Annotated in this window: 8 protein-coding genes, 1 tRNA gene and 1 pseudogene; 7 read left to right on the forward strand and 3 right to left on the reverse strand. The window is 68.8% G+C overall.

What is annotated here, in order from left to right:
• Positions 1–47 precede the first annotated feature (47 nt).
• From aroH to BMW27_RS00205, 5 genes are all read left to right on the forward strand, one after another.
• Positions 48–410 (forward strand): chorismate mutase, encoded by a 363-nt coding sequence (gene aroH / locus BMW27_RS00185; RefSeq protein ID WP_091437382.1) that lies wholly within the window; start codon positions 48–50, stop codon positions 408–410.
• Entirely contained in the window at positions 407–1,096 is a 690-nt protein-coding gene (cmk, locus tag BMW27_RS00190; protein WP_091437385.1) for a (d)CMP kinase, read from the forward strand. The genes aroH and cmk overlap by 4 nt, the downstream gene beginning before the upstream one ends.
• Entirely contained in the window at positions 1,093–2,436 is a 1,344-nt protein-coding gene (gene der, locus BMW27_RS00195; protein WP_091437388.1) for a ribosome biogenesis GTPase Der, read from the forward strand. Before cmk ends, der begins: the two co-directional genes overlap by 4 nt.
• Positions 2,437–2,472: 36 nt before the next feature.
• The gene (locus BMW27_RS00200) at positions 2,473–3,360 is read left to right on the forward strand and encodes an alpha/beta fold hydrolase (RefSeq protein ID WP_091437391.1); all 888 of its coding nucleotides are present in this window, start codon (positions 2,473–2,475) and stop codon (positions 3,358–3,360) included.
• A 76-nt stretch (positions 3,361–3,436) separates the two neighbouring features.
• A tRNA-Pro gene (locus tag BMW27_RS00205) sits at positions 3,437–3,510 on the forward strand.
• Positions 3,511–3,614: 104 nt separating this feature from the next.
• Here BMW27_RS00205 and BMW27_RS00210 read toward each other — a convergent pair.
• A complete protein-coding gene (locus BMW27_RS00210; protein ID WP_091437393.1) occupies positions 3,615–4,748 on the reverse strand; it encodes a tyrosine-type recombinase/integrase in 1,134 nt (377 codons plus the stop codon).
• A gap of 166 nt (positions 4,749–4,914) precedes the next feature.
• A complete protein-coding gene (locus tag BMW27_RS00215) occupies positions 4,915–5,220 on the reverse strand; it encodes a helix-turn-helix domain-containing protein (RefSeq protein ID WP_091437397.1) in 306 nt (101 codons plus the stop codon).
• 1,230 nt (positions 5,221–6,450) lie between these two features.
• Here BMW27_RS00215 and BMW27_RS00225 point away from each other — a divergent pair.
• Together BMW27_RS00225 and BMW27_RS24510 are read left to right on the forward strand one after the other, a co-directional pair.
• Complete coding sequence (locus BMW27_RS00225; protein WP_091437404.1) at positions 6,451–10,536, forward strand: helix-turn-helix domain-containing protein; 4,086 nt, start codon at positions 6,451–6,453, stop codon at positions 10,534–10,536.
• A gap of 586 nt (positions 10,537–11,122) precedes the next feature.
• Positions 11,123–12,040, forward strand: a pseudogene (locus BMW27_RS24510) (zinc-ribbon domain-containing protein); the annotation flags it as partial.
• A 48-nt stretch (positions 12,041–12,088) separates the two neighbouring features.
• Here BMW27_RS24510 and BMW27_RS24215 read toward each other — a convergent pair.
• A complete protein-coding gene (locus tag BMW27_RS24215) occupies positions 12,089–12,220 on the reverse strand; it encodes a hypothetical protein (protein WP_281244732.1) in 132 nt (43 codons plus the stop codon).
• Positions 12,221–12,225 lie beyond the last annotated feature (5 nt).

Here is a 12,225-nt window from a genome sequence, read left to right on the forward strand (position 1 = left end):
GGGGGGCACGGCGATCCGCTGCCCCGCACCGATCGAGGAGAGTGGTAGTGGCCGTCCGAGCCATCCGGGGCGCGACGCAGGTGGACGCCGACGAGCGGGAGCTGGTCCTCGAGGCAACCCGCGAGCTGGTGAGCGCGGTGATGGAGCGCAACCAGCTGGAGCACGACGACGTCATCAGCATCCTGTTCACCGCCACCCCCGACCTCGTCTCGGAGTTCCCGGCGCTCGCCGCCCGCGAGCTCGGCTTCGGGGACGTGCCGCTGATGTGCGCCACCGAGATCGGCGTCCCGCACGCGCTGCCGCGGGTGCTGCGGCTGATGGCGCACGTGGAGACCGACCGGCCGCGTGCGGACGTGCAGCACGTGTACCTGCGCGGGGCGAAGGCGCTGCGACGGGACATCGCCCAGTGACCGCCGACTTCACCGGCCAGGTCGCGCTGGACGGCCCGTCCGGGACGGGCAAGTCCAGCGTCGCCCGTGCCGTCGCCGCGCGGCTGGGGGCGGCCTACCTGGACACCGGTGCGATGTACCGCGCCGCGACGGTCGCCGTCCTCGACGCCGGGGTGGACCCGGAGGACGCCGAGGCCGTGGCCGCCGCCGTCGCCGCGGCCCGCATCGAGGTCGGGACGGCGGCCGACACCGAGCTGGTGCAGGTCGACGACGTCGACGTCGCCGTCCGGATCCGCGGTCCGGAGGTCACCCGCGCGGTGTCGGCGGTGTCGGCGGTGCCCTCGGTGCGCCGCCGGCTGGTCGACCAGCAGCGCGCGCTGGTGGCGGCGGCCGACGCGGTCGTCGTCGAGGGCCGCGACATCGGCACCGTCGTCCTGCCCGGCGCGACGCTGAAGGTGTACCTGACCGCCGCGCCGGAGGCCCGTGCCGAGCGCCGGGCGGCGCAGCTGGGCCTCAGCACGCCGGACGAGATCGCCGCGCTCGCCGCCGACCTGCGCCGCCGCGACGAGTACGACAGCAGCCGCGCCGACAGCCCGCTGCGCCCCGCCGAGGACGCCGTGGTCGTCGACAGCACGCACCTGGACCGCGAGGGCGTGGTCGACCGGGTCGTGGAGCTGGCGCTCTCGACGGTGGGGGCGGCTCGATGACGGAGCAGACCGGTCCGCTGCCGGTCGTCGCGATCGTCGGCCGGCCCAACGTCGGCAAGTCCACGCTGGTCAACCGGATCCTGGGCCGCCGCGCCGCCGTCGTCCAGGACACCCCGGGCGTCACCCGCGACCGCATCGCCTACGAGGCGCTGTGGAACGGCAAGCGGTTCACCGTCGTCGACACCGGCGGCTGGGACCCCCGGGCCAGCGGCCTCGGCGCCTCGATCACCCGCCAGGCCGAGTACGCGATGAAGACCGCCGACGTCATCGTGTTCGTCGTCGACAGCCAGGTGGGCGCCACCGACACCGACCTGGCCGCCGCGCGGATCCTGCGCCGCAGCGACCGGCCGGTGATCCTGGTGGCCAACAAGGTCGACGACGAGCGCAGCGAGTCCAACGCCGCGGAGCTGTGGTCGCTGGGGCTCGGCGAGCCGCAGCCGGTCAGCGCGCTGCACGGCCGGGCCAGCGGCGACCTGCTCGACCTGGTCCTCGAGGCGGTGCCCGAGGCCCCGCGGGAGCAGGAGGAGGAGGGCGGCCCCCGCCGGGTCGCGCTGGTCGGGCGGCCCAATGTCGGCAAGTCCAGCCTGCTGAACCGGCTGGCCAAGGACGAGCGGTCGGTCGTGGACTCGGTCGCCGGCACGACCGTCGACCCGGTCGACTCGATCGTCACCCTCGGCGGCGAGGAGTGGCGGTTCGTCGACACCGCGGGCCTGCGCCGCAAGGTCAACACCGCCAGCGGCATGGAGTACTACGCCAGCCTGCGCACCGAGGCCGCCATCCAGGCCGCCGAGGTGGCCGTGGTGCTGCTGGCCGCCGACGAGGTGGTCAGCGAGCAGGACCAGCGGGTGATCACGCAGGTGATCGAGGCCGGCCGCGCGCTGGTCATCGCCTTCAACAAGTGGGACACCCTCGACGAGGACCGGCGGCTGCAGCTGGAGCGCGAGATCGAGCGCGACCTGGCCCGGGTGAAGTGGGCGTCGCGGGTGAACATCTCGGCACTGACCGGCCGCGGCGTCGACAAGCTCGCCCAGCACCTGCGCGAGGCGCTGGCCTCCTGGGAGGCGCGGGTGCCGACGGCGGAGCTCAACACCTACATCCGCGCGCTGGTGCAGGAGACGCCGCCACCGGCCCGCGGTGGCCGCGCCCCGAAGATCAAGTACTTGACGCAGGCAGACGTCCGCCCGCCGCGGTTCGTGGTCTTCTCGACCGGCTTCCTGGAGGCCGGCTACCGGCGCTTCCTGGAGCGCAAGCTGCGGGAGCGCTTCGGCTTCCACGGGACGCCGATCGAGGTCTCGGTCAAGGTCCGCGAGGGCCGGGGGAGCGAGCGTTCCCGGGGCTGACCGATGAGTCCGGGCCCCGGGGTCGGTCTCCCCGGCATGACCGAACCGCAGACCCAGACCCTGCAGGTCGAGGGCGCCGTCCTCACCTACGACGTCCGCCCCGGCTCCTCGGCCACCGAGCCGCCGCTGCTGCTCATCGGCTCGCCGATGGGCGCGGCGGGTTTCGGCACGCTGGCCGCGCACTTCCGCGACCGCACCGTCGTCACGTACGACCCGCGCGGCGTGGAGCGCAGCCGGCGCACCGACGGCGCGCCCGAGACCACGCCCGAGGAGCACGCCGAGGACCTGGCCCGGCTGATCGCGGCGGTGGGCGCCGGGCCGGTCGACGTCTTCGCCAGCAGCGGGGGAGCGGTCAACGCGCTCGTGCTCGCCGCCCGCCGCCCCGAGTTGGTGCGCACCCTCGTCGCGCACGAGCCGCCGGCCCTGACGCTGCTGCCCGACCGCGAGCAGGCGCTCGCCGCGACCCGGCAGGTGCGGGACGCCTACCGGGCACGCGGGTTTGGGGCCGGGATGGCGGGGTTCATCCGGCTGGTCGGCCACCGCGGGCCCGTGCCCGGCGACCTCGGCGACCTGCCGGACCCCGCCGCGTTCGGCCTGCCCGCCGGGGACGACGGCTCGCGGGACGACGCCCTGCTCGGTCACAACCTCATCAGCTGCACGCACCACGAGCACGACCTGGAGGCGCTGCGGAGCGCCTCGACGCGGATCGTCGTCGCGGTCGGCGCCGGGTCCGAGGACGAGCTGGCGCACCGGTGCGGGCTGGCGCTGGCCGAGCGACTCGGGCAGGCGCCGGTGGTGTTCCCCGGCGACCACGGCGGCTTCCTCGGCGGCGAGTACGGCCAGACGGGGGAGCCGGAGGCGTTCGCCGCGACGCTGCGCGAGGTGCTGGCCGCCGACCGGGACGCGGTTCCGGCGCGGGGCTGACCACCGGGTCGGGCGCCCCGGCCGGTGCGGTAACCTGCTCTACGCAGCGATCGGGCGGTGCGAGCCGCCCGGCGCTCGGGCTGTAGCGCAGCTTGGTAGCGCACTTGACTGGGGGTCAAGGGGTCGCAGGTTCAAATCCTGTCAGCCCGACAGCAAAACCGCAGGTTAAAGGCGGGTCGGCCGAGGAGGCCGGCCCGCCTCTCGCGTGAGTACAGCAACGGGTACAGCAACGCCGCCTGAGGGAACAGCAACGGTCACCAGCGGAGCGCCTGGTCGAGCCGGTCGGCCGCCTCACGCTGCTGCGCCGGACCGACGTGGCTGTAGATGTCCGCCGTGATGGCGTACGACGAGTGGCCCAGGTGTTCCTGGACGACCTTGGTGTGCGTGCCGGCCGCCAGCAGGAAGCTCGCCGCGGAGTGCCGCAGGGTGTGCAAGGTGACGCCGCGGAGGCCTGCTCGCTCCGCGAGGACCTCGAAGCGGCGCAGCACGTTGCGGGGCTCGAGCGGGGTCCCGATCTCGGTGGTGAAGACCAGCCCGTGCTCCTGCCAGGCTCCGGCGGTCATGCGCTGTTCCTCCAGTTGCCGGGTCCGGTGGGCCCGGAGGGTCTCGATGGCCGAGCGGGGGAGTGGCACGGTCCGGCGGGACTTGTCGGTCTTGGGCTCGTCGAGGCGCAGTCCCTGGGAGGTTCGGGAGAGGGTCCAGCGCACCCGCAGCAGCCCGGCGTCGAGGTGGATGTCCGACCAGTGCAGGGCCAGCGCCTCGCCGCGGCGCAGCCCGGTGGCGAGCATCAGACGGAACAGGGTCTCCAGCCGGTCGCCCCTGATCGCCTCGAGGAGCGCCTGCGCCTGCTCCGCGGTCAGGTGAGGTGCGTCCTTGCGCTCGACGCTGGGCCGCTTCACTGCTGCTGCGGGGTTGCTGCGGAGCAGTCCGTCGCGGGCTGCGATTTCCAGGGCCGACCGGAGGACGGTGTAGATCGTCCGGATCGTCGAGCCGGATAGGCCAGCGCCCCGCTTGGTGACGACGAGCGCTTCGACATCGGACGGACGCAAGCGGCCGAGCGCGATCGTCCCGATTGTGGGCACGAGATGGGTGCGGGCGAGGGTGGCGTAGAGGTCCTTGGTGGCCTGCTTGCGGTCGCTGGCGGCCAGCGACTTGGTGATCCAGTCCTCGAGCCACGCGGCGACAGTCATGGAGGCGTCCTTGATCGGTGCTCCGGACTCGATTCGCTCCCGGGCATCGCGAAACTTGGCTCGGACCTCCGCCTGCGTCTTGCCGTAGACAGTCCGCCGCTTCAGGGTGCCGTGGTTATCCCGGTAGCTGAGTTCGGCCGACCAGGTGCCGTCCTTGCGCTTGAAGATCGACCCTTCACCATTCGCTCGTCGTGCCACTCCGATCCTCCAGCTCGAGTTTCCTGGACGTCCGCCGCTGGTCAGCGGGCTGCGGGGCCGCTCCTCATGCCCGGCCGAACTCACCACGGACGCGCATGGTGCGGGCTCCGGTCCGGCCAATCGGTGGATGAACGCGGAGTTGTCCACAGATCCCGAGCCGAGACGGCTACTCGCTACTTCTCCTCCGGCGGCGGGGATCGTCGGTCCGACGTCGTGACGACCGCGCTGCTGCGACCTCGTCCATCGCCGTCCGCACGGCCTGCGGGGGCGTCGCCAACTGGCGGACGTACCGCTCGAGTTCGGCGCGGGAGAGGCGGCAGCTGCGGCCGATGTGCACGGGGCGCAGGTCGCCGGCCTTCATGAGGGCGTACACCTTGGTGCGGCCGATGTTGAGGACGATGGCCGCCTCCTCGGGGGTCAGCAGGAGGGAGCTCCTGGCCAGGATGTCCTGCAACGGCTCGGGGTCGCCCATGTCGTTCCCTCTCCGGATCTCCGCTCCACCGGCGGCCGTCTGCGGTTTCCATGCGCGGGTGACGGCCGGGCTGCGATGCGTCCCTCGACCATGGCGGAGCGGCCTCCGGTGTTTCTCCGGTCTTGCTCCGGTCAGCAGGGCCGGTGGCCACGGGTGCTGGAGTCCCGGTTCAGCTACACCTCCGGTCCACGGACGCTGCTACCGAAGGCGGACGGGAGGGGAACTGGAGGACGCCGTGGTACCGCGGGTGCGCGCTGCTGGGCCGGGTAGCTGCCACCGGAGGCCGGCAGGAGGAGTACTGGAGGACGCCGTGGCGAGGCGGGCCTGGGCTGCCGCCGTACCGGATGTCCCTGCGGGGCCTGCAGAACGAGCGCTCTGCCGGCGGAGGTGTCAGCGAGGTCGGTCTCGGAGGCGCCAGGTGGGATGGTGCGCTTCGGCGGCGCGGAAGCCGACGGGGTCCCGGCAGTGGTAGGCGGCCAGGACGGCGTCGAGGGCAGCCGACAGGCCTGCAAGGTCGCGGTCGTAGATCCGGCCGTCATTGAGCTGCGCAGCCAACTCCGCAAGGGCTTGGGGCCAGTCGTGTCGGGTGAGCGGCTGTCGTGTGGGGACCTGCACGCGTCGTTCGACGATCTGCACCGCCGCCCTGCCAGAGGCCGCGGCGCGAGTCTGCTCCCAGGCTCGGTGCCGGCAGGTGGCCGAACACCACTTGGGGATCGGCCCCCGGGCTCGCGCAGTGATCGGCCCACCACACCACCCGCAGGCCGTCGCGGCGGCCCGCCGCTCCGGACGGCCCCCGGCCTCCTTCGGGGCGGAGCGGACCTTTGTCGTCGGCGATTGCTGGGCCTGCTGGCGCCGTTTCCGCTCGCGCTGTCGAGCCCGGTACTCAGGGGTGCCGCGGTTTCCCATGCTAGCGATGGTGCTGACGGTCCTCCTGTAACTCGTCACCACGAGTTGGGGAGGCTCCTGGGTGCATGAGGTGTGTGACACTTGATCTTGATGCTTCTCCGGTGGGCCTGACGCTGACCGAGCACCGTGGCCAGTCGCATGCAACGGCCGGTTCCGGTCGGTGGACGGGGCGGCGGGTCTCCGGTACCACCGTACGGTCCCGCTCCAGGTCGCTGCGCGGCCGAGTCTCGGACATCGCTGCCTGCATGACGGGTCCACGTGCTGCCCGAGGGAGCGCCGAGGACTCAGGTTGGACCGTACGCACTAGATGCGTACGATCGAGGCATGGATCAGCGCCTGGGTCGTCTACTTCGCGAGGCGCGCGAACGGCTGGGACTCGAACAGGCCCAAGTGGCAGCGCACCTCGGAGTCGGGCAACAGGCCGTTAGTACCTGGGAACATGGGCGCTCCCGGCCGCGACGCGCCATGCTCCGGGACCTTGCCCATGTGTTGGGCGTCGCGGAGGAAGTCCTCCTTGATGCGGGCGGATACGCCACCGCAGCAGCCGCCCGGGTTCTGCCTCCACGCTCTGCCGCGTTACCACTCGCCAGCCTGCCGCCGGATCGATTCGAGGACCTGGCCACTGAAATTCTTCAACTTCTCCACCCGGGAGGTCACGCAAGTCGCTTCGGTGGCCCAGGAGAAAAGCAGCACGGCATTGATGTTCTAGTTGCCGGATCAGATGGGCATAACTTAGCGACAGGACAGTGCAAGCGTCATCTGCAGTTCGGCGCGGTGGCCGTCAGCGGCGCTGTTCATGCGGCCACAATCGAGGCTGACCGCCACTACTTGTTTCTCTCCCGCAATACCGCTTCACCTGGCGCCCGTCAAGAAATCGGAAGATACCCCGCTTGGGAGTTGTGGGACGGTGAAGACATCTCACGATACATCCGTTCGCTGCCACTCGATCGGGCGGTTAGGATCGTCGATACCTACTTCCCGGGGCATCGCGAAGCATTTCTCGGAGTCCGGAGAGCCGGACCTTGGCTAGTTCCAGAGGACCACTTCGCGCAAGGTCGAGGCCAGCTCGTAAGTCACGATTGGAGCCTTGTTGGACGCGCGGACCTCGTCGACCGGCTAGCGGCGACCCTCTACGGGTCTGCCGGCAGTGTTGCGGTTGTCGTTGGTCGCGGCGGAACTGGAAAGACCCGACTGCTCCGCGCCGTGGCGGAAGCTGCTCCGGACAATGACACTCAGGTGCTGGTATTGCCAGGCGGGGTCGAGGTGGAGCCGGAAGCCTTCGAACTGCTGCTGGGTGAACGTTCGCTCGTCATACTTATTGACGACGCCCACGAGCGCGACGACCTCAACTATGTGATCTCTGGAATCTGGCGTCAGAATGCTCGCGCCAACATTCTTATCGCGACACGACCGTACCGGTGGGACGCCATTCGAAGCGATCTCAGCCGCAACCCGCTAGCACCTGAGGAGCCCCTATCTTTCATGCTCGGCGATCTCTCGTCTGCCGAGGCTGAAGCACTGGCGCGCCAAGCCCTGGGCGAATTGTCACACGAGGCAGTCGTCCATCGGCTCGCGCGGTTGACTCGCGATTGCCCGCTCGTCACGGTCGTTGGGGGTGTTTTAATCCGCCGGGGGCAATTGGACCCCGGACTCGTGGGCCAAGACGATCACGTCCGTCAGCTGATCCTCCGCAGCTTTCACAACGCGCTCGTCGCAGATCCGATCGTCGTGGATCCGGACGTACGCAGCGCTGTTCTTGATGCGGTAGCGGCTCTCCAGCCATTCCGTACCGAAGATGACGCCTTCCGTACGGCGATCAGCACCTTGATCGGCAGGCCGTTCGACGTTGTGAACAAGCACCTTCGGAGTCTTGAGGACGCCGGCATCCTCCGCCGACGCGGGGCTTCGCTGCGTATCGTGCCCGATCTGCTTGGCGACGTTGTCTTGACCGACGCTTGCTACGACGACAGGACGCTGCTCCCGACCGGCTACCTGGACCGCGTCCGGTCGGTGACGGACGGGCAGGCCTTGCAACACCTTTTCGTCAACGTCAGTCGTGTCGACTGGCAAATCCGCCAGCGGGAACCCGCGATCCCCTCATTGGTTGACTCCCTTTGGGAGCCACTCGAAGCCGAGTTGCGCGGTGCTGACATCCCTGGTCGTCAGAAGCTAATTAGGCTCCTGGCGCGTGTGGCCTACTATCAGCCGGCTCGCGTCATCAAGATTGCGCGGTGGTTGATCGACAACCCCACCGATGAGGTAGTGGACTCCCATTCAGCGTGGGCCTACCTCAGAAAGCCCAGCTATCAAGATGTTCGCAACGCCATGCCACCGATGCTCAAAGCCGCTGCGTACGACCTCGAAACGCTGCCAGAGGCCTTGAACATGCTTTGGAAACTCGCCCAGAACGATGCTCGATCGACGAACCAATACCCCGATCACGCGGTGCGCGTTATTAAGGATCTCGCGGCGTATGAGATTGGGAAGCCGCCGGCGTACAACGATGCCGTGGTTGACGTCGCCTCGGCTTGGTGCGCCAGCACGACGCAGCACCTAAGCCCCTTCGACGTGCTCGAGCCCCTCCTAGCCACGGAGGGAACTCGACAGACCTACCAGGAGTACACGCTCACTTTTCAACCGTTCCCGCTCAATGTGGACGTGGTCAACCCGATCCGCCAACGAGTCCTCGCACTAGCCATGCAGGAGGTGCGGACCGAGGAGGTCCGGCGTGCGGTCGCGGGCATCCAGTGTCTCGGATCCTCGCTGCGCTACCCCACCGGCATGCACGGCCGTCCAGTATCGAGCGAGGAGCGTGACCGCTGGACGCCTGGCTTCGTAGACACGATCCAACAGCTGGGGACCATCGCAGCCGAACTCGATCTGGATCCCGTGGTACTGGTTGCAATGAGAACGGCTCTCAACTGGCATGCCGCCTACTCGAAGTCCGCGACTCAACCAGTCGCAGAGGCGGTCATCCGGAGCCTCCGTAGCGATCTGCCGGATCGGGTCGCATTGATCCTGCATGACGGCTGGGGACATCTCATCTACGACCGTGAGCATGACTATGACCGCGCCCAGGAGAGGATCCAGCGCCGTCTGCAAGACGCCGTATCCGATCTCGCGGCGTTGCCAGATGACGACGTCCTTGACCTGATAACGGAACGCTTGTCGAAGGAGCGGATGGCTTTCGGGCCCAACAAGGCTCACCCGGGACCACTCATCTCCGAGCTGGTGAAGGCCAGGCCGTGGCTCGCGGCGCGCTTCGTCGACTTGGCTCTCAGTGGAGATGAACCAGCGCTTGAGCCGACATTGCCCGTGGTTCTTGCGACGGAGGCGGAACTTGATGCTGAGGCCGCGATGAGGCGCGCGCACGAGTTGATCGCCCGTGACGACCCAGCTATCACCCTGGCAGTCGCACAGTCTATTGGCTGGAATCGGGGACGTCGGCCACTAGCAGAGGGCGAGCGCGAGTTGCTCCTGAACTTCGCGATTCATCCCGACCCGGCAGTCCGTCAGGCTCCAGCGGTCGTGGCGCAGCGCCTCGCTGAGGAGGACCCGGTGGCCGCCTGTGAACTGGCCGCGGCGGTCGACTTTTCGGACAATCCACGACTGGCAGACGAGGTGTTCATTTGCTTCGCAAAGCCTTTCGGACTCGATTGGGAGATGTTTACCAAGGCGCAGGTTGGGGTCATTCGAGACCGTCTTGTTGCTCTGTCGGACATCGACGAACATTCGATCACCGAACTTCTTGCCGAGCGGTCTGCCGTGGAACCTGGGTGGGTTATCGACCTACTTCAAGACCGTGTCGCCCTCGGGGAAGGCCTGGAGGATTTGGGCGACTATCGCCCCATGCCGTTCAACTGGGGGAACCGTCTGCGCGTCCGTGAACATGAAGACTTCAACACGCACCTGCGGCGGCTGCACGCGTGGATCGCGGCAGCGCCAGACTCATGGGTACGGAGAGAAGCGGGTAGTGAGCTATTTCGGGAGGTAGCTCGCCCTTACGACGACGCCGTACTCGCGGTCTTGGAGGATGCGCTCGAGTCCACCAACCTAGACGACATCGATGCGGTGGCTGCCGTGCTGCACAAGGCGCACCGAACGTTCATCTGGGACTTTCCAGACTTCGTGCGAACCGCTCTGCATGCTGCGGCCCGCTTCGGCCAAGGCTGCCATGACGGTATGGTCGGTGCGCTCTGGGGCGCGACTATCGCTGGCACTCGAATGGGCACACCAGGACAACCGTTCCGCGAAGACATCGAGCAGCGCGACCGATCGAAGGATACCGCCGCGAAGATGCCTCGAGGATCGCTTGAAGAGACATTCTATCGAAACATCGCGGCTTCGGCTGAACGCGACATTGCTCGAAGTCAAGGCGACGACTTGCCAGATGACGGTCGCGATTGGTAGTCGCTGGGCTCCCGCCACGGCAATTATCATCGCTGTCGGTCAGCTTTCGGACCCGTAGCGCTGTCCTGCCGGTCGCGGCGGCCATTCTGACCACCATTGCACCCTGGTCGGGTCGCTCCGCTACCGTTCGCCCTCGTTCCGTATGCCGGTCGCCGTGCGCAGGTGAACTCGCGCGGACACGCGGCCCACGGCTGAGGTCAAAGGGCATGCAGGGGTTGCTGCTATCCGTCACAACGAGTTGCGCGCTCCGAAGTGCAAGACGTGTGACGGCTCGTGATCTTGACTTCTCCAGCTGGATCGAGGTTGTGATCGACGCACTGTCGAACGATGCGACTGACTGGCCCGGGGAGCCAAGGCGAGCGACTCTTACCGGTGAACAGAAGGACTGAACTTGTTGTCGACGGATGCCTGAAGTGGCTCGGGTTCGTCACCAAGCGCCTACTACGACCCGGTCCCGGGCCGCCAGTTCCAGCGACGAGCCGACGACTAAATGACGCACTGAAACGTCTTCGCTGGGCGATGGCGGTTGCCAGTGCTGGCGAGGCCGCCGTGTCCTAAGAGCTAATTGTCACTCCCTCCAGGCACGATGCCGGGTGTGCCCGGTCCCGCGCCGCAGGAGATCCTCGGCCGGACGCACCCGGCCCTGCTGCGGGAGGCCATCGCCGTCGTCGGACGCAGTACCGACCCCGGCAGCCTGGGAACGGGGAGCAACCTCAAGGTCCGGTGGCGGTGCTCTTCCTGCGAGCACGAGTGGGTGGCCGCGGTGGCCGCCCGGGTGAAGGCCGGTCGCGGTTGCCCGCAGTGCGCATGGTTGCTGCGTGCACGGTCGCGAGCGCAGGCTCCCGTCGGGAGGTCGCTGCAGGACCTGCATCCGGCGGTTGCGGCCACCTTCGTCCGCAACCTCGACCGCGAGGACATGACGCCGGTCGACTTGCGACCTGCCTCTCAGCAGCGCTGCGTGTGGCGGTGTGACCGGTGCGGCCAGGAGTGGTCCGCCACGGTGGCGAACCGTGTGAACGGCCGCGGCTGTCCGCCCTGCGCCAACCGCCGCCGTGCTGCCGGGCGCCGGCAACCCCGGCGAGACGGCGCCACCGCCGCTAGCCGAGCTCCGGCGCTGGTGGCCGAGTTCCTGGAGAACCTCACGAACCCCGGTGAGGGGCTGGAGCGGCTCCGGCCGGCGTCGGTGGACCGCTGTCTGTGGCGATGCCGCACCTGCGGGCACGAGTGGCAGGCGACGGTGGTGAACCGCGTGACGCAGTCGAGCGGTTGCCCGCCCTGCGCCTTCGAGCGCACCGCCGCCGCCCGCCGCGTGCCGAAGGAGGGCCAGTCGCTGGCTGAGCTCTCACCGGAGGTAGCCGCCGAGTTCCAGGAGAACCTGGCGGTGCCCGGCCGGGGTCCAGAACTGCTGGCCAGCCGGTCGAACGACGCCTGCCGTTGGCGGTGCGGTCGCGGCCACGAGTGGGTCACGACTGTCGCCTCTCGGGCGGCCGGCGCGGGCTGCGCCCGATGTCAGGGCAGCGGCCGGTCGTTGTTCGAGTACCAAGTGGCCGAGCTACTGGAGGGCGCGACGGGCAGCGCTGTCCGCGTCGATGTGCACGTGGAAGCCGACGGGCGCAGATGGCGTGTCGACCTGCAGGTGGTCGACGTCGGCCTGCTCGTGGACCTCGATCCGCTGTACTGGCACCGCGC

The organism is Geodermatophilus poikilotrophus, from assembly GCF_900111455.1.
GTDB lineage: Bacteria > Actinomycetota > Actinomycetes > Mycobacteriales > Geodermatophilaceae > Geodermatophilus > Geodermatophilus poikilotrophus.

What these genes read in the sequence shown, in the direction of transcription:
- der (WP_091437388.1), top strand. Translation starts at nt 1,093, where the DNA reads ATGACGGAGCAGACCGGTCCGCTGCCGGTCGTCGCGATCGTCGGCCGG.
- BMW27_RS00200 (WP_091437391.1), top strand. Translation starts at nt 2,473, where the DNA reads ATGACCGAACCGCAGACCCAGACCCTGCAGGTCGAGGGCGCCGTCCTC.
- BMW27_RS00225 (WP_091437404.1), top strand. Translation starts at nt 6,451, where the DNA reads ATGGATCAGCGCCTGGGTCGTCTACTTCGCGAGGCGCGCGAACGGCTG.
- BMW27_RS00215 (WP_091437397.1), bottom strand. Translation starts at nt 5,220, where the DNA reads ATGGGCGACCCCGAGCCGTTGCAGGACATCCTGGCCAGGAGCTCCCTC.